15 protein-coding genes and 3 rRNA genes are annotated in these 22,774 nt (G+C 62.0%); 15 read left to right on the top strand and 3 right to left on the bottom strand.

Annotation, left to right across the window (positions count from 1 at the left end; genetic code table 11):
• The first annotated feature begins 13 nt into the window (after positions 1-13).
• The 3 genes from E3T39_RS16035 (at position 14) to rrf (ending at position 6,064) form a co-directional block, all read left to right on the top strand.
• Positions 14-1,547 (top strand): 16S ribosomal RNA (locus E3T39_RS16035).
• 1,003 nt (positions 1,548-2,550) lie between these two features.
• Positions 2,551-5,678, top strand: a 23S ribosomal RNA gene (locus E3T39_RS16030).
• A gap of 269 nt (positions 5,679-5,947) precedes the next feature.
• Positions 5,948-6,064 (top strand): 5S ribosomal RNA (gene rrf / locus E3T39_RS16025).
• The 16S, 23S and 5S rRNA genes sit together here, the layout of an rRNA operon.
• Before the next feature lie 1,422 nt (positions 6,065-7,486).
• Here rrf and E3T39_RS16020 read toward each other — a convergent pair.
• The 3 genes from E3T39_RS16020 to E3T39_RS16010 are packed head-to-tail and all read right to left on the bottom strand — an operon-like array spanning position 7,487 to position 9,908.
• Positions 7,487-8,086, bottom strand: a complete 600-nt coding sequence (locus E3T39_RS16020; protein WP_134516953.1) for a TetR/AcrR family transcriptional regulator — start codon at positions 8,084-8,086, stop codon at positions 7,487-7,489.
• 41 nt (positions 8,087-8,127) lie between these two features.
• Complete coding sequence (gene paaK / locus E3T39_RS16015; protein WP_134516951.1) at positions 8,128-9,447, bottom strand: phenylacetate--CoA ligase PaaK; 1,320 nt, start codon at positions 9,445-9,447, stop codon at positions 8,128-8,130.
• A 17-nt stretch (positions 9,448-9,464) separates the two neighbouring features.
• A complete protein-coding gene (locus tag E3T39_RS16010; RefSeq protein ID WP_134516949.1) occupies positions 9,465-9,908 on the bottom strand; it encodes a hotdog fold thioesterase in 444 nt (147 codons plus the stop codon).
• A 238-nt stretch (positions 9,909-10,146) separates the two neighbouring features.
• On the opposite strand from E3T39_RS16010, the gene paaA reads away from it, so the two are divergent.
• The 12 genes from paaA to E3T39_RS15950 all read left to right on the top strand — a co-directional run bounded on the left by paaA (position 10,147) and on the right by E3T39_RS15950 (position 22,772).
• Positions 10,147-11,151, top strand: coding sequence for a 1,2-phenylacetyl-CoA epoxidase subunit PaaA (gene paaA / locus E3T39_RS16005; protein ID WP_134516948.1), 1,005 nt, complete (start codon positions 10,147-10,149; stop codon positions 11,149-11,151).
• Positions 11,148-11,453 (top strand): 1,2-phenylacetyl-CoA epoxidase subunit PaaB, encoded by a 306-nt coding sequence (gene paaB, locus E3T39_RS16000; protein ID WP_092106867.1) that lies wholly within the window; start codon positions 11,148-11,150, stop codon positions 11,451-11,453. The genes paaA and paaB overlap by 4 nt, the downstream gene beginning before the upstream one ends.
• Entirely contained in the window at positions 11,450-12,292 is an 843-nt protein-coding gene (paaC, locus tag E3T39_RS15995) for a 1,2-phenylacetyl-CoA epoxidase subunit PaaC (RefSeq protein WP_134516946.1), read from the top strand. Before paaB ends, paaC begins: the two co-directional genes overlap by 4 nt.
• A complete protein-coding gene (gene paaD / locus E3T39_RS15990) occupies positions 12,286-12,831 on the top strand; it encodes a 1,2-phenylacetyl-CoA epoxidase subunit PaaD (protein WP_134516944.1) in 546 nt (181 codons plus the stop codon). The genes paaC and paaD overlap by 7 nt, the downstream gene beginning before the upstream one ends.
• Positions 12,831-13,991 (top strand): 1,2-phenylacetyl-CoA epoxidase subunit PaaE, encoded by a 1,161-nt coding sequence (paaE, locus tag E3T39_RS15985; RefSeq protein ID WP_134516942.1) that lies wholly within the window; start codon positions 12,831-12,833, stop codon positions 13,989-13,991. Before paaD ends, paaE begins: the two co-directional genes overlap by 1 nt.
• Positions 13,992-14,012: 21 nt before the next feature.
• The gene (locus E3T39_RS15980) at positions 14,013-14,786 is read left to right on the top strand and encodes an enoyl-CoA hydratase/isomerase family protein (RefSeq protein ID WP_134516940.1); all 774 of its coding nucleotides are present in this window, start codon (positions 14,013-14,015) and stop codon (positions 14,784-14,786) included.
• A gap of 86 nt (positions 14,787-14,872) precedes the next feature.
• A complete protein-coding gene (locus E3T39_RS15975; protein WP_134516938.1) occupies positions 14,873-15,481 on the top strand; it encodes a hypothetical protein in 609 nt (202 codons plus the stop codon).
• 291 nt (positions 15,482-15,772) lie between these two features.
• The gene (locus E3T39_RS15970; RefSeq protein ID WP_166784158.1) at positions 15,773-16,354 is read left to right on the top strand and encodes a copper resistance CopC family protein; all 582 of its coding nucleotides are present in this window, start codon (positions 15,773-15,775) and stop codon (positions 16,352-16,354) included.
• A 117-nt stretch (positions 16,355-16,471) separates the two neighbouring features.
• On the top strand, positions 16,472-18,559 hold the full coding sequence (gene recQ / locus E3T39_RS15965) for a DNA helicase RecQ (RefSeq protein ID WP_134516935.1): 2,088 nt from the start codon (positions 16,472-16,474) through the stop codon (positions 18,557-18,559).
• Between the two features lie 183 nt (positions 18,560-18,742).
• Positions 18,743-20,839 carry an acyl-CoA dehydrogenase family protein gene (locus E3T39_RS15960; RefSeq protein WP_134516933.1) on the top strand — a complete coding sequence of 699 codons (2,097 nt, stop codon included), beginning with the start codon at positions 18,743-18,745 and terminating at the stop codon, positions 20,837-20,839.
• A gap of 149 nt (positions 20,840-20,988) precedes the next feature.
• Positions 20,989-21,927, top strand: a complete 939-nt coding sequence (locus E3T39_RS15955) for an ABC transporter ATP-binding protein (RefSeq protein WP_134516931.1) — start codon at positions 20,989-20,991, stop codon at positions 21,925-21,927.
• Entirely contained in the window at positions 21,924-22,772 is an 849-nt protein-coding gene (locus E3T39_RS15950) for an ABC-2 transporter permease (RefSeq protein ID WP_134516929.1), read from the top strand. The genes E3T39_RS15955 and E3T39_RS15950 overlap by 4 nt, the downstream gene beginning before the upstream one ends.
• Positions 22,773-22,774 lie beyond the last annotated feature (2 nt).

The raw sequence follows: 22,774 nt of genomic DNA, 5'->3' as shown, positions 1-22,774 counted from the left end.
AGCTATTCAAACATTTACGGAGAGTTTGATCCTGGCTCAGGACGAACGCTGGCGGCGTGCTTAACACATGCAAGTCGAACGGTGAAGAGGAGCTTGCTCCTTGGATCAGTGGCGAACGGGTGAGTAACACGTGAGCAATCTGCCCTTGACTCTGGGATAACTGCGGGAAACTGTAGCTAATACCGGATATTACCTTGGAAGGCATCTTCTGGGGTGGAAAGAATTTTGGTCAAGGATGAGCTCGCGGCCTATCAGCTAGTTGGTGAGGTAATGGCTCACCAAGGCGACGACGGGTAGCCGGCCTGAGAGGGTGACCGGCCACACTGGGACTGAGACACGGCCCAGACTCCTACGGGAGGCAGCAGTGGGGAATATTGCACAATGGGCGCAAGCCTGATGCAGCAACGCCGCGTGAGGGACGACGGCCTTCGGGTTGTAAACCTCTTTTAGTAGGGAAGAAGCGACTGGGTTTTCCTGGGAGTGACGGTACCTGCAGAAAAAGCACCGGCTAACTACGTGCCAGCAGCCGCGGTAATACGTAGGGTGCAAGCGTTGTCCGGAATTATTGGGCGTAAAGAGCTCGTAGGCGGTTTGTCGCGTCTGCTGTGAAAACCCGAGGCTCAACCTCGGGCCTGCAGTGGGTACGGGCAGACTAGAGTGCGGTAGGGGAGATTGGAATTCCTGGTGTAGCGGTGGAATGCGCAGATATCAGGAGGAACACCAATGGCGAAGGCAGATCTCTGGGCCGTAACTGACGCTGAGGAGCGAAAGCATGGGGAGCGAACAGGATTAGATACCCTGGTAGTCCATGCCGTAAACGTTGGGAACTAGATGTGGGGACCATTCCACGGTCTCCGTGTCGCAGCTAACGCATTAAGTTCCCCGCCTGGGGAGTACGGCCGCAAGGCTAAAACTCAAAGGAATTGACGGGGGCCCGCACAAGCGGCGGAGCATGCGGATTAATTCGATGCAACGCGAAGAACCTTACCAAGGCTTGACATATACCGGAAACGGCCAGAAATGGTCGCCCCGCAAGGTCGGTATACAGGTGGTGCATGGTTGTCGTCAGCTCGTGTCGTGAGATGTTGGGTTAAGTCCCGCAACGAGCGCAACCCTCGTCCTATGTTGCCAGCACGTAATGGTGGGAACTCATGGGATACTGCCGGGGTCAACTCGGAGGAAGGTGGGGATGACGTCAAATCATCATGCCCCTTATGTCTTGGGCTTCACGCATGCTACAATGGCCGGTACAAAGGGCTGCGATACCGCAAGGTGGAGCGAATCCCAAAAAGCCGGTCTCAGTTCGGATTGAGGTCTGCAACTCGACCTCATGAAGTCGGAGTCGCTAGTAATCGCAGATCAGCAACGCTGCGGTGAATACGTTCCCGGGCCTTGTACACACCGCCCGTCAAGTCATGAAAGTCGGTAACACCCGAAGCCAGTGGCCGAACCCGTAAGGGACGGAGCTGTCGAAGGTGGGATCGGTGATTAGGACTAAGTCGTAACAAGGTAGCCGTACCGGAAGGTGCGGCTGGATCACCTNACAAGGTAGCCGTACCGGAAGGTGCGGCTGGATCACCTCCTTTCTAAGGAGCACGTGTCGTCCCGTCTGTATACAGCGGAATATGGCGACCAGTCACACCAAGGCGAATGTTCTTGGGTGGCGCTCATGGGTGGAACATTGACATTGATGCANTCCTTTCTAAGGAGCACGTGTCGTCCCGTCTGTATACAGCGGAATATGGCGACCAGTCACACCAAGGCGAATGTTCTTGGGTGGCGCTCATGGGTGGAACATTGACATTGGTATGAGGACGGTTGGTTCTCACTCGGTACGCCTGGTTCGCAAGAGTCGGGTTGGAAAAGTGGGTTCTGAAGAGAGTCATATATGCACGCTGTTGGGTCCTGAGGGACCGGAACGATTACGACGTAAGTTGTGGTTGATCTGATTCTTCTGGACTTCTGTGCGTTGGCATCACTTGCCGGCGTGGAGGGGTACCGCCCGTACTTTGAGAACTACACAGTGGACGCGAGCATCTTAAATTTGACTCTCGTAAGAGAGCAAATTACAAAGATCTAAGCAATNTTGGCATCACTTGCCGGCGTGGAGGGGTACCGCCCGTACTTTGAGAACTACACAGTGGACGCGAGCATCTTAAATTTGACTCTCGTAAGAGAGCAAATTACAAAGATCTATTTANAAGAACGGCTGAGATCTACTCGGTACGCCTGGTTCGTAAGGACGGGGTTGGAAAGGTAGGTCGCAGAGAGACTTGTATATGCACGCTGTTGGGTCCTGAGGGACCGGAACATGGGTACTTCGGTACGCATGGACTGTTCCTCTGGACCTTTTCTTGTTCACATCACTCGTGGGCATGAAGGGGTACCGCCCGTACTTTGAGAACTACACAGTGGACGCGAGCATCTTAAATTTGCCGCAGTTATCTTTGGATGCTGCGGTCAATTACAAAGATCTAAGCAATTAGATCATTGGTCAATTTCGATCATCACTTTCGAGTGATGATACTTAATCGATTCAAACTCATGTGATTTCAAATTTTTAAGAGCAAACGGTGAATGCCTTGGCATGTAGAGCCGAAGAAGGACGTAGTAATCTGCGATAAGCCTCGGGGAGTTGATAAACGAACTGTGATCCGAGGATGTCCGAATGGGGAAACCCCGCCAGGCCCGTAAGGTGACCTGGTGACTCCCGCCTGAATATATAGGGCGGGTAGAGGGAACGTGGGGAAGTGAAACATCTCAGTACCCACAGGAAGAGAAAACAACAGTGATTCCGTTAGTAGTGGCGAGCGAACCCGGATGAGGCTAAACCGATCATGTGTGATAGCCGGTAGGCGTTGCATGGTCGGGGTTGCGGGACTTTTCTGCCTATTCTACCGAATGGTAAGGGTTAGAACGTTGTATAGACGAACAGGATTGAAAGCCTGGTCATAGAGGGTGCGAACCCCGTAGTCGAAATGCAGCAATCGCCCGAGAAGTATCCCAAGTAGCACGGGGCCCGAGAAATCCCGTGTGAATCCGTCAGGACCACCTGATAAGCCTAAATACTCCTACATGACCGATAGTGAACAAGTACCGTGAGGGAAAGGTGAAAAGTACCCCGGGAGGGGAGTGAAATAGTACCTGAAACCGTTTGCTTACAAACCGTTGGAGCCAGCTTTGTTCTGGTGACAGCGTGCCTTTTGAAGAATGAGCCTGCGAGTTAGTGATATGTGGCGAGCTTAACCCGAGAGGGGAATGCGTAGCGAAAGCGAGTCTGAATAGGGCGATTCAGTCGCATGTCCTAGACCCGAAGCGAAGTGATCTATCCATGGCCAGGTTGAAGCGACGGTAAGACGTCGTGGAGGACCGAACCCACTTCAGTTGAAAATGGAGGGGATGAGCTGTGGATAGGGGTGAAAGGCCAATCAAACTTCGTGATAGCTGGTTCTCTCCGAAATGCATTTAGGTGCAGCGTTGCGTGTTTCTTGCCGGAGGTAGAGCTACTGGATGGCCGATGGGGCCCAAAAGCTTACTGACGTCAGCCAAACTCCGAATGCCGGTAAGTGAGAGCGCAGCAGTGAGACGGTGGGGGATAAGCTTCATCGTCGAGAGGGAAACAACCCAGACCACCAACTAAGGTCCCAAAGCGCGTGCTAAGTGGGAAAGGATGTGGAGTTGCACAGACAACCAGGAGGTTGGCTTAGAAGCAGCCACCCTTGAAAGAGTGCGTAATAGCTCACTGGTCAAGTGATTCCGCGCCGACAATGTAACGGGGCTCAAGCACGCCACCGAAGTTGTGGCATTGATATTTTTGGTTAGCCGCACCCTTGTGGTGTTGGTTCAGCCGTGTTGATGGGTAGGAGAGCGTCGTGTGGCCAGCGAAGCGGCGGTGTAAACCAGCCGTGGAGGCCACACGAGTGAGAATGCAGGCATGAGTAGCGAAAGACGGGTGAGAAACCCGTCCTCCGAAAGATCAAGGGTTCCAGGGCCAGGCTAATCCGCCCTGGGTAAGTCGGGACCTAAGGCGAGGCCGACAGGCGTAGTCGATGGACAACGGGTTGATATTCCCGTACTGACGAAAAACCGCCCAAACTAATCCAGTAATGCTAAGCATCTGAATCCCCTAGATGGATCCCTTCGGGGTGAAGCGTGGGGCCTAGCGTGCGACCCTATGCTGGTGCGGTTAGCGTATTAACAGGTGTGACGCAGGAAGGTAGCTGAGCCGGGCGATGGTTGACCCGGTCTAAGGATGTAGGGCGAACGATAGGCAAATCCGTCGTTCATGATGCCTGAGACCCGATGGGTAGCCCGTAAGGGTGAAATCAGTGATCCTATGCTGCCAAGAAAAGCATCGACGCGAGGTTTTAGTCACCCGTACCCCAAACCGACTCAGGTGATCAGGTAGAGAATACTAAGGAGATCGAGAGAATCGTGGTTAAGGAACTCGGCAAAATGCCCCCGTAACTTCGGGAGAAGGGGGGCCTGAGGCGTGAACGGACTTGCTCCGGGAGCGTTCGAAGGCCGCAGAGACCAGTGGGAAGCGACTGTTTACTAAAAACACAGGTCCGTGCTAAGTCGCAAGACGATGTATACGGACTGACGCCTGCCCGGTGCTGGAAGGTTAAGAGGAACGGTTAGCCGCAAGGCGAAGCTGAGAATTTAAGCCCCAGTAAACGGCGGTGGTAACTATAACCATCCTAAGGTAGCGAAATTCCTTGTCGGGTAAGTTCCGACCTGCACGAATGGCGTAACGACTTCCCAGCTGTCTCAACCGCGAACTCGGCGAAATTGCATTACGAGTAAAGATGCTCGTTACGCGCAGCAGGACGGAAAGACCCCGTGACCTTTACTACAGCTTGGTATTGGTGTTCGGTGTGGCTTGTGTAGGATAGGTGGGAGACTGTGAAGCTTGGACGCTAGTTCAGGTGGAGTCATTGTTGAAATACCACTCTGGTCATATTGGATACCTAACTTCGAACCGTGATCCGGTTCAGGGACAGTGCCTGGTGGGTAGTTTAACTGGGGCGGTTGCCTCCTAAAAAGTAACGGAGGCGCCCAAAGGTTCCCTCAACCTGGTTGGTAATCAGGTGTCGAGTGTAAGTGCACAAGGGAGCTTGACTGTAAGACTGACAAGTCGAGCAGGGACGAAAGTCGGGACTAGTGATCCGGCAGTGGCTTGTGGAAGCGCTGTCGCTCAACGGATAAAAGGTACCTCGGGGATAACAGGCTGATCTTGCCCAAGAGTCCATATCGACGGCATGGTTTGGCACCTCGATGTCGGCTCGTCGCATCCTGGGGCTGGAGTAGGTCCCAAGGGTTGGGCTGTTCGCCCATTAAAGCGGTACGCGAGCTGGGTTTAGAACGTCGTGAGACAGTTCGGTCCCTATCCGCTGCGCGCGCAGGAAATTTGAGAAGATCTATCCCTAGTACGAGAGGACCGGGATGGACGAACCTCTGGTGTGTCAGTTGTTCCGCCAGGAGCACCGCTGATTAGCTACGTTCGGAACGGATAACCGCTGAAAGCATCTAAGCGGGAAGCCGGCTTCGAGATGAGATTTCCATCCCTTCGGGGGAGAGGCTCGCAGCTAGACTACTGCGTTGATAGGCCGGATGTGGAAGTGGGGACTAAAGACCCATGGAGCTGACCGGTACTAATAAGCCGATAATTTGATAACACTCAGTTTGAAGAAGCTGCTTTAGCGTCCACTATGTGGTTCTCGATGTACGGTCGAGAACAACACCCCGTCACAGGGGTGCTATAACTAAAAAATATAGAANCCATGGAGCTGACCGGTACTAATAAGCCGATAATTTGATAACACTCAGTTTGAAGAAGCTGCTTTAGCGTCCACTATGTGGTTCTCGATGTACGGTCGAGAACAACACCCTGTCACAGGGGTGCTATAACTAAAAAAGTTTATAGATTCGATTCATCGGAAGATGTTTCGGCGGCTATAGCGAGAGGGAAACGCCCGGTCACATTCCGAACCCGGAAGCTAAGACTCTCAGCGCCGATGGTACTGCAGGGGGGACCCTGTGGGAGAGTAGGACACCGCCGGACTTAACTTAGAAACACCAGAAAGGCCACCCTCGGGTGGCCTTTCTGCGTTAACGGCCACCTCGGGTGGCCGTTCCGCGTTAACCACGGTTCAGGATGGCTGTGACCGGGGCTGGACCAGAGACTGGAGCCCTGCGGGGCGGCGGGACACTCGCTCCTCAGCTCAAACATTCGGGGTGTTCCGGCAGACTCCGCGACGAGCGTGCGGAGCCCGCCGGAACACCCCGAAAACTCGACACCCCGCGAATATCCCACCACCCCACCCACGAAACGAACAGATTTACACCGCCAAAGCTGGCGCTATCCACCCCTCGGCCACGTTGCTACGGGTGGGGCCCTCAGCGGCGTTTTGCGTAAAGGCTTAGGCTTGGTACGTCTGTCGAAATGCCGGACTAATTACACAGGAGATACAGTGAGCCCTTCAGGACCCCGCGACGGCGATTCCCGTAACAACGGTCAGGATGACCGTCGTTCGAACCAGAGCGGCCGACCCTCGAACGGGCGACCTTCCGGCGGTCGCGATGGCGCCAAGCCGCCGTACCGCGCCAACTCTGACCGCCCGCAGCGCGACGGCGAACGTCCTCCGTATCGCGGTAACAACGACCGTCCCGCCCAGGGTGGCGAGCGGCCACCGTACCGGGGCAATTCCGACCGGCCGGCCTACGGTGGTAATGACCGCGCTCCGTACCGGGGCAATTCTGATCGTCCGGCTCAGGGTGAGCGTCCTCCGTACCGGGGTAACTCGGATCGTCCTTCCGGCGGTAACGATCGCGCTCCGTACCGTGGCAACTCTGATCGTCCTTCGCAGGGTGAGCGTCCGCCATACCGTGGCAACTCGGATCGTCCTTCGCAGGGTGAGCGTCCTCCGTACCGTGGTAACTCCGATCGTCCTTCCGGCGGTAACGATCGCGCTCCCTACCGTGGTAACTCTGATCGTCCGGCTCAGGGGGAGCGTCCTCCGTACCGGGGTAACTCCGATNGGGGGGACCCTGTGGGAGAGTAGGACACCGCCGGACTTAACTTAGAAACAAACGGAAAGGCCACCCTCGGGTGGCCTTTCTGCGTTAACGGCCACCTGCGGGTGGCCGTTTTGCGTTAACCCGCGAGTCAGGATGGCTGAGATCGGGGCTGGACCAGACACTGGACCCCGGCGGGGCGGCGGGACACTCGCTCCTCAGCTCAAACATTCGGGGTGTTCCGGCAGACTCCGCGAAGAGCGTGCGGAGCCCGCCGGAACACCCCGAAAACTCGACACCCCGCGAATATCCCACCACCCCACCCACCACACGAACAGCAAAGGCCACGCACTGCGTGTGCGTGGCCCTGTGTCGTTAAGACACTCGCGGCCGCTATCCCACCACCCCACCCACCACGTGAACAGCACAGGCCACGCACTGTGTGTGCGTGGCCTGTGTCGCTAAGACACTAGCGGCGGCGGAGGCCGTTCAGAGCTACGGCAAGCACGTCGTCCGCTAGGTGGCTGGCGTCTTCGGTGCCCTCAGGGCGGTACCACTCGGCGATGGAGTTGACCATGCCGAAGAGCAGACGGGTGACGACCCGCGGGTCGATATCGCTGCGCAGCGAGCCCTCATCGCGGGCCTCCATGACCAGGGTCGAGACGGCGCGGTCGAAGGCGCGTCGACGGGTGAGCGCCAAGCGCTCGACCTCCGTGTTGCCGCGCACACGGAGGAGAAGCGTGACGTAGGGCAGGCGCGTCGTGAGTACGTGCACGGCGCCCCGAAGCACGTAGGCCAGGCGGTCGATCGCGCTTCCGGTCAGCGCACCAGACTCGAGCAGCACGCCCTCGAGGCCGTTAAGAGCTTCATCGAGAGCGAGCTGGAGCACTTCGTCCTTGGAAGTGAAGTGGTGGTAGATGGCAGCCTTCGACAAGGCCAAGCGGGTTGCGAGCACTCCCATCGAGGTCGCGTCGTAGCCGAACTCATTGAACGCGGTGACGGCGATCTCAAGAATGGCACGCTGGTCGTAGCCGGGGCGCCCGCGCTTAGGGGTGTGTACGTCAGACATAGGACTTGAGTCTCTCACGCAGGCGTACCGTCTACGACCGGCTAGCGCAGGTCGTAGACGCGCTTGTGCTTGCCGGTACTGCGCTCCAGGGTGCCGGGTTCGACTATGAGCACGTTGACGCTTGATCCGATCCGATCCTTGATCAGGGCAATGAGCAACGCACGGGCTGTGGCCGAGGCCGCATCATTGGCGTGCTCGTGTCGCTCGATGCGCACGGTGAGCTCGTCCATGCGCGACGGTCGGGTCAGCTCAAGCACGAAATGCGGGGAGAGGTGCTCGATGCCGAGCACGATCTCCTCGATCTGGGTTGGAAACAGGTTCACCCCGCGCAGAATGATCATGTCGTCGTTGCGGCCGGTGATCTTCTCCATGCGGCGCATGCCGGGGCGTGCGGTACCGGGAAGTAACCGGGTCAGGTCGCGGGTGCGGTAACGAATGACCGGGAAGGCCTCCTTGGTCAGGGACGTGAAGACGAGTTCGCCGGTTTCTCCGTCGGGAAGGCGGTGTCCGGTATCACCATTGATGATTTCGGGCAGGAAATGGTCTTCCCAGAGGTGCGGGCCGTCCTTGGACTCGATGCACTCGTTACCGACACCCGGTCCCATGACTTCGCTCAGCCCATAAATGTCGAGTGCGTCGAAATCGAGACGGTCTTCCAACTCGAGCCGCATCTGGTTGGTCCACGGTTCGGCCCCGAGCACGCCTGCCTTCAGGCTCGAGCGTCGCGGATCAAGGCCAGCAGCAACCATGGCGTCGGTGATCGTGAGAAGGTAGCTGGGCGTAGACAGAATGACATCGGGCTCAAAGTCGGTGATCATCTGCACCTGTTTGTTGGTCTGGCCGCCCGACATAGGGATGACGCAAGCGCCCAGCGCTTCGATGCCTGCATGGGCACCGAGGCCGCCCGTGAACAGGCCGTAGCCGTAGGCGTTGTGTACCTTCATTCCGGGGCGCACTCCAGAAGCGCGCAGGCTGCGGGCGACCAGTCCAGACCACATGGCGAGGTCGTTCTTGGTATAACCGACCACGGTCGGCAGGCCGGTAGTGCCCGAAGACGTGTGAATGCGCGCGACCTGATCCATCGGAACAGCGAACATTCCGAAGGGGTACGAAACCCGCAGGTCGTCCTTCGTCGTGAACGGCAGCAGCGTGACGTCTTCGAGGGTGCGAATGTCGTCGGGGTGTACTCCGACCGCATCAAATTTGCGCGTATAAAGAGGTACGTTTTCGTAGGCGTGCCGCACGGTCTGCTTCAGACGGATCAGTTGCAGCGCGCGAATCTCGTCCTGAGACATCCGCTCGGCCGCATCGAGCTCTTCGAGTGCCGGTGCGTGCAGACGGGTCTTAGTCAACGTTGACATGGTGCCTTCCGGAAGGGTTAGAGGTGGGTGCGGTCGGGAACAGGCAAGTTGGTGGTGCGACTGCGACCGCGAAACTCGGCGACGGTTACGTCTTCACCGACCGCATCTCCATCGACGCTGACGCGCACATCGTAAATTCCACTCCTACCGCTCTTCACCCGCAGCAGTGCGGTCGCGGTCAGGTTCTGGCCACTCGTGGTCGGCTTCAGAAAAGTGATATCGGCCCCGGCGGCGAGCGTGACGTGGTGCGAATCGTTACAGGCTATGGCGAAGGCGGTGTCGGCGAGGGCAAAGACGAAACCGCCGTGGGTCACATCGAAACCGTTGAGCATGTCGTCGCGTACGACCATGGAGACCACCGAGTGGCCAGGCTCGTTCCGGTGCACGATCATTCCCAGAGAAGCGGAGGCGCGATCACGCCTCATCATGGCCTGGCTGCCGGCGGGCGGTGCTTGGGGCATTCGGTTCTCCTCGTTGAGTTGCCGTACCTGAGCCAAAGCGGTGGTGCTGCTTGGGCATTGGTGATCGGGGGTTGCCCGCCCAATAATGTGACTATATACTAACTGAACGATCGGTTGGTAATAGAATGCCGACGAGCGTTCAAAAATCTCGACGTGCATCACCTTAGCGCCGAGTCGCGCGCTCGTGCATGTTCAAGATCCTTCCACGACCACCGCAGTCAACGCAGACCAGGAGCCGATGATGACAAGCACCATCACGCCCGATACGAGCGCAACCGCCGACATCAGCGTCGAAGAGCAGCAGTTCAACGACTTGATCGAAGCCGACTCGCGCATTGAACCGCGCGACTGGATGCCAGAGGGATACCGCAAGTCGCTCGTGCGCCAGATCTCGCAGCACGCACACTCGGAGATCATCGGCATGCAGCCCGAATCGAACTGGATAACGCGCGCCCCGAGCCTTAAGCGCAAGGCCATCCTCATGGCCAAGGTGCAGGACGAAGCCGGTCACGGTCTCTACCTGTACTCCGCCGCGCAAACCCTCGGCGCCACCCGCGACGATATGACGGATGCCCTCATCGCCGGCAAGGCACGCTACTCGAGCATCTTCAACTATCCGACCCCGAGTTGGGCGGACATGGGCTCGATCGGCTGGCTCGTCGATGGCGCTGCCATCTGCAACCAGGTGCCGCTCTGCCGAGCCTCCTACGGCCCATACGGCCGTGCGATGGTGCGCATCTGCAAAGAAGAGTCCTTCCACCAGCGCCAGGGCTTCGAGATTCTGCTCGAGCTCATGCAGGGCACCGACGAGCAGCGTCAGATGGCTCAGGACTCGGTCAACCGGTGGTACTGGCCCGCACTCATGATGTTCGGACCGCCCGACGATGACTCGCCCAACTCGGCTCAATCGATGGCCTGGAAGATCAAACGTCACTCCAACGACGAACTGCGCCAGCGCTTCGTGAACATGCTCGTTCCCCAGGCCGCGGTGCTCGGCGTCACCCTGCCAGACCCCGATCTGCACTTCAACGAGCAAACCCAGCAGTGGGATCTCGGCGTGATCGACTGGACCGAGTTCCACGAGGTGCTCGCCGGCCGCGGCCCGAACAATGCCCAGCGACTGCAGCGTCGCCGGGACGCCCACGAGGACGGCGCGTGGGTACGCGAAGCTGCCGCAGCCTATGCCATGAAACAGAACGCCCGCACCCAGTCCGCACGAACCGAAGAAATGGCAGCCAAATGACCACTCCCGGCGATTCCGCAGCTGAAATTTGGCCACTCTGGGAGGTCTTCGTGCGCTCCAATCGTGGCCTGAGCCACGTGCACGTTGGCTCCCTGCACGCGCCAGACGAAACCCTCGCCGTGCGCAATGCCCGCGACCTGTACACCCGCCGCAGTGAAGGCGTCTCGGTCTGGGTCGTTCCCGCCGCCGCCATCACCACGAGTGATCCGGACGCCAAAGGCGCCTTCTTCGAATCGCCCGCCGGCAAGAACTACCGCCACGCGAGCTACTACTCCAAAAGCGAAGGAGTCAAGCACCTGTGAGCGAGCAGATTAAAGCGGATGCCCCCGCAGACGATCACGGCCACGTCGCCGTTGATGTCACCACCCTTGACGCCGAACTCATCGAGGGCGCGTCGCACGCGACCCCCGACATCGCGGAGTACGCCCTGTGGCTTGGCGACGACTCGCTTGTCCTAGCCCAGCAGCTCGGCGCCTGGATCTCCCGCGCACCAGAGCTCGAAGAAGACGTGGCCCTCGGCAACGTAGCCCTCGACCTGATCGGCCACGCCCGATCGCTGCTGCACTACGCCGGCACCGCGTCGAACCGCACCGAGGATGACCTCGCTTACTGGCGCACGGAGCCTGATTTTCGCTCGCTGCACATCGTCGAACAGCCCAACGGTGACTTCGCGCACACCATCGCGCGTCAGTTCATCGTCTCCCACTACCTGTTCGAGCTGTACAGCCGGCTGCGGGCATCCGCTGATGAAACGCTCGCCGCCATCGCCGCCAAAGCGGTGAAGGAGGTCGACTACCACCGCGACCATTCCACCCAGTGGGTGCTGCGCCTCGCGCAGGGAACCGACGAGTCGCGTCGCCGTATGATCACCGCGCTTTCTGACCTGTGGCCCTACGTCGAGGAGATCTTTCGCGACGACCCGCTCATCGACCGTCTCGAAGGAATCGCGGTTCGCCCGTCGAGCCTCCTTGCGGCATTCGATGCCGCCATCGCACCGGTGCTCGCTGAAGCCGAACTCGAAGTTCCGCGCGGATTCATCGCCTCCGGCGGCGGCCGCACCGGCAAACACTCCGAGCACCTCGCCTTTCTGCTCGCCGAAATGCAGGTGCTCACCCGCGCCCACCCCGGAGCATCATGGTGACCACCGCCGCGCACGAGGCAATCTCGCGCCCGCGTCCCACCGACGCGGCTTCGCTCGCCGCCTGGACGATCGCCGCGCAGGTCGTCGACCCCGAGATTCCGGTGCTCACCATCGAGGACCTCGGTGTGCTGCGGTCGGTCAGGGTCACGAGCGACGCTGTCGCGGTGACCCTGACGCCGACCTATAGCGGATGCCCCGCCATGGACGCCATGCGCGACGACGTTCTCGCGGTGCTCGCGAGCGCTGGCTACGAGAATGTGTCGGTGCGGCTCGTGCTCAGCCCGGCCTGGACCACCGACTGGATGAGCGAGATCGGTAAGAACAAACTCCGCGAATACGGCATCGCCGCCCCTACCGGGCACGCAACCGTGCGTGGTTCCGGCCCGGCTGGCCCGATTCCTCTGAAAATGGCCGTCAAGTGCCCGCGCTGCTCCTCGCTCAACACACGCGAGCTCGCGCACTTCGGCTCCACCTCCTGCAAGTCCCTCTACGAATGCCGAGACTGCCTCGAGCCGTTCGACTACTTCAAGGTGCTCTAATGGCTGCAACACGTCTCGAATCCACCAACGAGGGTGCCACGACTCTGGCGCCGGTCAAGCACCGCGCCCGCTTCCACACCCTGACAGTGGCCGAAGTGCGCCAGCTCACCGCCGACAGCGTTGAGGTCACCTTCACCGTTCCGCCCAAACTGCAGGGCGCGTTCGACTACCTGCCCGGCCAGCACCTCGCCCTGCGCGCCACGATCGACGGCAAGGAGCTGCGTCGCAGCTACTCGATCTGCCGGCCGGCCGGTGTCAAAACCAGCGCATCCGGTCAGATCAGTGTCGCGATCAAACGCGACCTCGGCGGCGCCTTCTCCACCTGGGCCAACAGCGAGCTGCACACCGGCGACACACTCGACGTGATGAGCCCGCAGGGCAGCTTCACGTCGACGCTGCGGGACCTCGACCAGAAGCATGTCGTTGGAGTGGCCGCCGGATCGGGAATCACCCCGCTCATGGCGCTCGCGCACACCGTGCTCGCGGCCTCGACGACGTCGACGTTCACCCTCGTCTACACCAACCGCACCGCGCTCGACGTGATGTTCCTCGACGAACTCGCCGAGCTCAAGGATCGTTACCCGGCCCGCCTCGCGCTCTACCACGTGCTCTCGCGCGAGCAGCGCTCATCCTCGTTGCTCTCCGGCCGCATCGACGAGGAGAAGTTTCGGCGCATGCTCGACACGATCCTGCGCCCGGCTACGGTCGATGAGTGGTTTCTGTGTGGTCCGTTCGAATTGGTGCAGCTCTGCCGCGACACGCTCGAGAGTACCGGCGTGGACCGGTCGCACGTGCGCTTCGAGCTGTTCACCACCGGTGAACCGTCGGCGGCCAACGGCGACCGCGGTCGACCGGTCATTATCGGCACGGGCGACAAGACCTTCCAGATCGAGTTCACCCTCGACGGCCAGAGCAACACGGTCACCACCCCGGTCAACGCTAACGAGAGCATTTTGAATGCGGCCCTTCGGGTGCGCCCCGACGTTCCGTTCGCCTGCGCCGGAGGTGTTTGCGGAACCTGCCGCGCCAAACTGGTCAGCGGCGATGTCACCATGACCGAGAACTACGCGCTCGAGCCCGAAGAACTCGCTCGCGGTTACGTGCTGACCTGCCAGTCGCACCCGACCACCGACACCGTCGTCGTCGACTACGACGTCTAACCCATTAGAAAAGCGGATGCCGTGATTGAGCTCTCGATAGACAACGACGTCGCCCACGTGGTGCTGAACGCGCCCGACAAACTCAACGCCCTCGATGAGGCCGCGATTGTCGAACTCGACGCGGCGTACCAGGAGGCCGAGCGGGCCGGCGTGCGCGCGCTCGTGCTGAGCGGTGAGGGCCGGGCCTTCTGCGCCGGCCGCGACATTTCGGCGGTCGACCCGCGCACCGACGACGTACTCGGCTACCTCGGCGACCTCGTCACCCCGCTGCTGCAGCGCATGAGCCGGTTTCCGGCACCGACCTTCGCGGCCGCCCACGGCGCGTGCCTCGGGGTGGGCCTCGGCCTGCTCATCGCCACCGACGTCGTCTACGTCGCCGATACCGCCAAGATCGGTTCACCCTTTGCGAACCTCGGCGCCACCCTCGATTCTGGCGGACACGCCCTGTTCGTGGAACGTCTCGGCGCGCACCGCACGCTTGACCTCATCTACAGCGGACGCCTGATGTCTGGAGCCGAAGCCGTCGCCAGTGGACTGTTCAGCCAGGTCTTTGCAGCTGCAGAGCTGACCGAGGCCACCGTGCAGGCAGCCGCGCGCGCGGCATTCGGTGCCACCCAGGCTTTTCTCGCGAGCAAGGCGCTCGTGCAGTCACTGCGGGACGAACGGCTTGGACTCTGGCAGAGCATGAGCGACGAGACCGCAGCCCAGGCCACGCTCTGTGCTACCGGCGACTACCGTGAAGGCTTCGCCGCCTTTCAACAGAAGCGCAAACCCACCTTCACCGGCCGCGCCTAGGCCAGTCTTCTTGCAGGGTCGGTCAGCTATTCTGGAGGAAGTTGCTCTGGAAAAAGTCACCCTGGACGATATCGGAGAGGGGCCGCATGCATACACGCTGGGCCCGCTTTGCCCGCGGCTGGATCGTCGCCGCATTCTCGACCTTCGTCGCCGCACTGTCGCACACTCTCGGCGGCGGTTTTGCACCTGGCCTTTTGGCCGTCGTCGTTTCGCTTGCCTTCGCCGGAATGGTTTGTATCGCGTTGGCCGGCCGCACTCTGTCACTCTGGCGCGGTGCCGCATCCGTGCTGATCAGTCAGCTCATCTTTCATGGACTGTTTTCACTCGGCGCACCCGGTGGTGCGCTCGGAACGGAGGCCCTCGCCGCGTCGGGTACCCACCAGCATGCGGCGCTGCCCGGTCTGATTGGCCCGCTCGCTATTACGCATGACGGTGCGACCATGTGGGGCGCCCACCTCGGAGCCGCCATCATCACTATTCTGGCGCTGCGTTTTGGGGAGCGCGCGTTCTGGAGCCTTGTCGAAAGCGTTCGCCTGGGCGTGCGTAGCCTGTACGTCCCCGCACCGTTGGTCGTGCCGGTCGCGGTACCGCTTCGCATCGGGCATGAGGCGCCGGTGTTCACGCCGCGCGACCTGGTTCTCGTGTTGTCGGCCATGCGGCATCGTGGCCCGCCGTCCGGCGCGTTCTTTGCCTGACACAGCCACGAACCAGACCATTTTCCCCGCCGCACCGAACGAAAAGCAGAGGCCGCTCCGGCCCCGTTCGGTTAGCGCCGGGCACCCCACGTTAAAGGACACTCATGAAGTTCACGACCCCTCGCGGTGCCGCCACTACGCTGGCCGGCTCCGCCCGCCGCAAGCAGTCGGCCTAGCACCGTGCGCGCTAACACGACGCCCCACGGAGCGACAGCCCCCCTCGTTCGAACTGCGAATCAGCGGCCGACCCGCCGGCAGCCTGCTTCGGCCACTCGCCGCACGGCCCGAGCCGTGTTCGCGGTCGTCGTCGCTGCAGCAGCCCTGGGCTGGGGCGCGGCACCGGCATCCGCTCACAACAACGTCGTCGGCTCCTCGCCGGCGGCCGACGCGGTGGTGACCGAGCAGCCCGGTCTGTTCTCGGTTACCACGAGTGACCTGTTGCTCAATCTCGATGGATCCGGCTCCGGCACCGCGATGGTCGTCACCGGGCCGGCCAGTGCGCCGCTGTTCTACGGCGATGGGTGCGCAACGGTCTCCGGTGCCACGATCGAAACCGCGGCGCAGCTCGGCGCGGCCGGCGAATACACGGTGATCTGGCAGACGGTCTCCACCGACGGCCACTCGATCTCGGACGAGTTCACTTTCGACTGGAAGCCGGCCACGGGCCAGTCGCTCGCCGACGGTGCGGCCACGGCTCCGACCTGCGGGACCGAAACGGATGCCGCCACCGCGGAGGCCACCGCGGACGCCGGAGCGAGCGCCGCCAGTGACAGCCCCCTCTCGACTGGCGCCTGGATCGGCGGAGCCATCGGCGCGATACTGCTCGCTGTCGCAGTGGCCCTGTTCGTTTTGCGCCGCAAGCGCCGCCGCTGACTCACCCGACAGCGGGTAAATTTTTGCTTCAGGTACCGCGAAGCAACCAGTTACCCGCTGTCGCGGATCGGATCGACGCGGGGGAACGTGTCAGGGGGCCCGGGTAAAGTTGTGCACGTGAGTTGGAACGCTGAGCTGCCCTGGAACCCCGACGACGTTGAACCACCCCGCGATTTCGACAGCCCGAGCGATTTCGATGGCCCGAGCGACTTCGATGCCCCAGACGACTACGACGCTCCACCGCCGGAGTCGGACCGAGATTATGCTGACCGCCAGTTTTTCGGGCGGCAGCCGGCCAACCCGGTCACGGCACCGGCGTCGAGCCAACGCAGCGGTGCAGCAGCCACCCGGTCAGCCACACCGATTCGCGCGGCGACCCGCAAATTCGCCACCGCGGCCGAAGCGCTGCACACCGTGTTCGGCTACGACTCGTTCCGCGGCGATCAGGCCGAGATCATCGCACAGGTTGTTGACGGCAAGGACGCCGTCGTGCTCATGCCCACTGGCGGCGGCAAGAGCCTGTGTTACCAAATTCCCGCGCTTGTGCGACCCGGCACCGGCATCGTCGTCTCACCCCTCATCGCCCTGATGCAAGACCAGGTGGATGCCCTGACTGCAGTCGGCGTGCGCGCCGAGTTTCTCAACTCCAGCCAGGACGCCCAGACCCGCAGCCAGGTCGAACGCGACTATCTCAACGGCGACCTCGATCTGCTCTACGTCGCCCCGGAGCGCCTCTCCAACGAAGCCACCAAACGGCTGCTCGAGCGCGGAACCATCGCCCTGTTCGCCATCGACGAAGCGCACTGCGTATCGCAGTGGGGTCACGATTTTCGACCGGACTACCTCGCGCTCGGCGAACTCGCCGACCGCTGGCCCGACGTGCCGCGCATCGCCCTCACCGCCACCGCGACGGATGCCACGCACCAGGAGATCACGACCCGCCTGCAGATGGGCGACGCCAAGCATTTCGTGGCGAGCTTCGACCGGCCCAATATTCAGTACCGCATCGTTGGCAAGGCCGAGGTGCGCAAGCAACTGCTCTCTTTCCTCAAGACGGAGCACCCCGGCGACGCCGGAATCGTCTACGCGCTCAGCCGCAAGACGGTCGACCAGACCGCCGAGTTTCTGCGGCAGAACGGCGTCAATGCACTGCCGTATCACGCCGGGCTTGACGCGGGGCTGCGCGCTCGCACCCAGTCCCGGTTCCTTCGCGAAGAGGGCGTCGTCATCGTCGCCACCATTGCGTTCGGCATGGGGATCGACAAGCCCGACGTGCGCTTTGTCGCCCACATCGACCTGCCTAAATCGGTCGAGGGCTACTACCAGGAGACCGGTCGCGCCGGCCGCGACGGGGCCCCGGCCACCGCCTGGCTCGCCTACGGCCTGCAGGACGTCGTGCAACAACGCCGCATGATCGACGAATCGCCCGGTGACCTCGGCCATCGGCGCAAACTCTCCGCCCACCTCGACGCCATGCTCGCCCTCTGCGAAACGGTGCACTGCCGCCGGGTCAACCTGCTGCGCTACTTCGGCCAGACCAGCGAACCCTGCGGCAACTGCGACACCTGCCTCGAACCCCCCGAAGCCTGGGACGGCACCATTCCCGCCCAAAAACTACTCTCCACCATCGTTCGGCTGCACCGCGAACGCAACCAGAAGTTCGGCGCCGGCCACCTCATCGACATTCTCCGCGGCAAGGAAACCCCCCGTGCCACCCAATACCGGCACACCGAACTGAGCACCTGGGGCCTCGGCGCCGACCTCAGCGACCAGGCCTGGCGCGGCGTAGTGCGCCAAATGCTGGCCCAGGGGCTGCTCGCTACCTCCGGAGAATACGGAACCCTCGTGCTGACGGATGCCGCCGCCGGGGTTCTCGGCGGCAGTCGCGGGGTGCAACTGCGGCGCGAACCCGACCGCCCCGCACGTTCCAGCGCAGCCCGCCGCCCGAGCGCAGCGAAAGTCGCAGCCGCCGACCTCAGCACGTCTCAGGAATCCCTGTTCGAGGCGCTGCGGGTGTGGCGTTCGGCCGAGTCCAAGGAGCAGGGCGTTCCCGCCTACATCGTCTTCGGCGACGCGACCCTCATCGCTGTGGCCGCAGCCGGCCCCACCACCCTCGACGCACTCGACGGCATCACCGGTATCGGGGCTAAGAAGCTCGAAGCCTACGGTGCGGCCCTCCTCGAGGTTGTCGCGGCCTCCGCCTGATCGCAACGGTGCGCTATTTGTGTGGGAGCGCAGGTGTCCACGGCCCGAAGTTGTAGTGAACCTACAAAGCGGACGCCGGGGGCGGCATCTGCGTTGTCGTCCCCGCACGGCACGTTTCACGACCGCGACCACGCAGCCCTAACGTTGCGAAGACCACTTTCGCGCGAACAGTTAGGACCACCCATGGTTGACACAGCCCAGCGCTCCGGCACCCGATCGACGACGATCGACCCCAGCGTCGACACCGGTCCCATTAAGTCCATCGGTGATCCGACCGCCCCCGCGGTCAACGTCGAACAACTCGGGCGCCAGTTGCTCGGCACCTGGGCCGACGTGCGCCTTGCCGCCCGGGAAGTCACCGCGCGCCCCGACATGCAGCGCATTGAAGGTCTCTCCATGGCCGACCACCGGGTGCGCGTGCTCGAGCAGCTCAAGGTGCTCGCCGCCAACGGCCACGTGCTGCGTGCCTTTCCCAAACACCTGGGCGGGCAAGACGACCACGGCGGAAACATCGCCGGCTTCGAAGAGCTCGTCATCGCTGACCCGAGCCTGCAGATCAAGGGCGGCGTGCAGTGGGGCCTGTTCGGCGCCGCTGTGCTTCACCTCGGTACCAAGCCCCACCACGACAAGTACCTTCCCGGCATCATGGACCTCTCCGTTCCCGGCGCGTTCGCCATGACCGAAATCGGTCACGGATCAGACGTGGCGAGCATCGCGACCACCGCGACCTTCGACGCCGCGACCGGCGAGTTCATTATCAACACTCCCTTCCGCGCCGCCTGGAAGGACTACCTCGGCAACGCCGCGAAAGACGGCATAGCCGCAGTGCTGTTCGCGCAGCTCATCACCCGGGGAACGAACCACGGTGTGCACGCCTTCTACCTGCCCATTCGGGACGCCGATGGCGATTTCCTCCCCGGTGTCGGCGGCGAGGACGACGGCCTCAAGGGCGGCCTCAATGGCATCGACAACGGCCGACTGCACTTCACCGACGTGCGTATTCCGCGCGAGAACCTGCTCAACCGGTACGGCGACGTCGCCGAGGACGGCACGTACTCCAGCCCGATATCAAGCCCGGGTCGGCGCTTCTTCACCATGCTCGGCACGCTGGTGCAGGGTCGCGTCTCGCTCGACGGGGCCGCCACCGCGGCATCCGCTCTCGCCCTGACCATCGCAATCACTTATGGAAGCCAGCGTCGCCAGTTCACCGCTGGCAGTGACACCGACGAAGAGGTTATCCTCGACTACCAGCGGCACCAGCGCCGCCTGTTTCCGCGCCTCGCCACGACCTACGCGCAGACCTTCGCGCACGACGAGTTTCTGGTGAAGTTCGACGACGTGTTCAGCGGCAAAACCGACACTGACGACGACCGGCAAGACCTCGAGACCCTCGCCGCCGCGCTCAAGCCGCTCTCGACCTGGCACGCACTCGACACCCTTCAGGAGGCGCGTGAAGCCTGCGGCGGCGCCGGCTTCATGGCCGAGAACCGCCTCGTGGGGCTGCGCGCCGACCTCGACGTCTACGCGACCTTCGAGGGCGACAACAACGTGCTGTTGCAGCTCGTTGCTAAACGCCTGCTCACCGATTACAGCCGCAAATTCGCCACAGCGGATGCCGGCGCCCTCGCCCGCTACGTCGTGCAGCACGCGGCCGGTCGCGCCTACCACGGCACCGGCCTGCGCACCCTGGGCCAGTCCGTTGCCGACCGTGGATCAACGGCCCGCTCGGTCGGCGCCCTCCGCGAGTCTGATGTTCAGCGCGAGCTGCTCACTGACCGGGTCGAGAGCATGATCGGCGAGGTCGCCGGCAAACTGCGCGGCGCCACCAAACTGCCCAAAAAGCAGGCTGCCGACCTGTTCAATGCACACCAGAACGAACTCATCGAGGCGGCCAGGGCCCACGGCGAGCTGCTGCAGTGGGAATCGTTCACCCGGGCACTCGACGCTACGACGGACGCCGGCACCAAGCAGGTGCTCACGTGGCTGCGCGACCTGTTCGGGCTCGGCCTGGTGGAGAAAAACCTCGCCTGGTACCTCATCCATGGTCGGCTCTCCGCCCAGCGGGCCCAGGCCGTCACGGCCTACATCGACCGGCTGATCGCGCGCATCCGTCCGCACGCCCTCGATCTGGTCGATGCGTTCGGCTACTCGCAGGATCACCTGCGGGCCACGATCGCGAGCGGCATCGAACGTGAACGCCAGGTCGAAGCCCGCGACTACTATGCCGCCCAGCGGGCGTCCGGGACCGGTCCTTCACCCGAAAAACCGGTCAAGCGGTAAGGCAGCACGCGTCGTACCCAGGTATGACGGCAGTGGCGCACAACCATCCCCTCGGTTGATGCGCCACAGGGGGGTCAAACCATACCGTTTGGTATGGGGGCTTCAACGCAATAAAACGGGGCCTCACCCACTAACGGAATGAGGCAGTCGTGATCCAGGCACAGTCCCTGACCAAGCACTACGGAAGTAAGACCGCGGTCGACTCGGTCGACTTCACGGTGCAGCCCGGCAAGGTCACCGGTTTTCTCGGGCCGAACGGCGCGGGCAAGTCCACCACCATGCGCATGATCGTGGGCCTTGACCGGCCAAGCGCCGGCTCGGTCATCGTCAACGGCAAGCCGTACCACGAGCACAAGGCACCGCTGCGCGAGGTTGGCGTCTTGCTCGACGCCAAGGCCGTGCATACCGGTCGCAGCGCGTACAACCACCTGCGCGCCATGGCGGCAACCCACAACATCCCCACCAGCCGGGTTCACGAGGTGATCAACCTCACCGGCCTCGAGTCCGTCGCCCGCAAGCGCGTCGGCGGATTCTCCCTCGGCATGGGCCAACGCCTCGGCATCGCCGCGGCGTTGCTCGGCGACCCAGCCACCCTCATTCTCGACGAGCCGGTGAACGGCCTTGATCCAGAGGGCGTGCAGTGGGTACGCAAGCTCACCAAGCAGCTCGCGGCCGAGGGCCGCACCGTGCTGCTCTCCTCACACCTGATGAGTGAGATGGCGCTCACCGCCGACCACATCATCGTCCTCGGTCGCGGTCGGGTGATAGCGGATGCCTCGGTCTCCGACATCATCGCCTCGGCCGCCCAGAACACGGTTCGCGTACGCACCCCGCACACCGCGGCCCTGGCTGCTCTGCTCGCTCAGGCTGATGTGACCATCACCAACGTCGAGCAGGACGTGCTCGAAATCAGCGGACTGACCGTGAACGAGATCGGCGATCGCGCCGCCGCCGCCCAGATCTCCCTGCACGAACTCTCAGCGGTGAGTGCCTCACTCGAGGACGCCTACATGAAACTCACCCAAAACGAAGTGGAGTATCGCACCGGCGATACCTCCTCCCGCACTGAAACGGAGGCGGCTCGATGAGTACCGTAACCCCCACCCAGCCATCCACTTCGCGTGCCTCGTTCGTGCCGACCGGCTCCGGGCTCAGCTTCACCGGCCTGCTCCGCTCCGAAACGATCAAGCTGTGGAGCCTACGCTCCACCTACTGGACCTACTCCCTCGTCATCGTGGCCGCGCTCGGCTTCGGAGTGCTGATGTCGTTTGCGCTGTCAGCCACGGCCGGACTCGACCCGGCCACCGGCGCGCCCATGCCGATGGAGAGCGCTCAAATCTTCGTGATCGCCTCCACCTCCGGCTTGGCGCTCGGTCAACTCATCGTCGCCGTTCTCGGCGTTCTCTCGATCAGTGGTGAGTATTCGAGCGGCATGATCAAGTCCACCCTCACAGCGGTTCCCAACCGCCTGCCGGCTCTCTGGGCCAAGGTCATCGTGTTGTTCGTTTTCACCTTCCTGATCGGCCTGGTCAGCGTTGTGGGGGCCTTCCTGGCGGCCGTTCCCAGACTGGGCGTCGAGAACATCACCGCGAGCCTGTTCGACGTCGACGTGCTGCTGCCGCTGCTTGGTAACGTGCTCTTCCTCGCGCTGATCGCGGTGTTCGCTGTCGGAATCGGCACGATCGTGCGTAGCAGTGCCGGTGGTATCGCCACGGTGCTGGGAATCCTGCTTCTCCTGCCCACGGTGGTAGCGCTGTTCTCGATGCTCGTCGAGTGGGTTAACGACATTGTGCCGTTCCTGTTCACAGTGGCGGGCTCGGAAATGGTCTACCCGAACACGATGGAATCCTGGCAGGCATTCCTGGTTGTCATCGCCTGGGTCGCCGTCAGCCTCGGTACGGCTGCGCTGCTGCTCAAGCGCCGCGACGCCTAACC

It is taken from the genome of Cryobacterium suzukii (assembly GCF_004403185.1).
Taxonomy (GTDB): Bacteria; Actinomycetota; Actinomycetes; order Actinomycetales; family Microbacteriaceae; genus Cryobacterium; species Cryobacterium suzukii.
The sequence above is the reverse complement of the archived record's forward strand: the minus strand, read 5'-3'. Positions and strand labels throughout refer to the sequence as shown.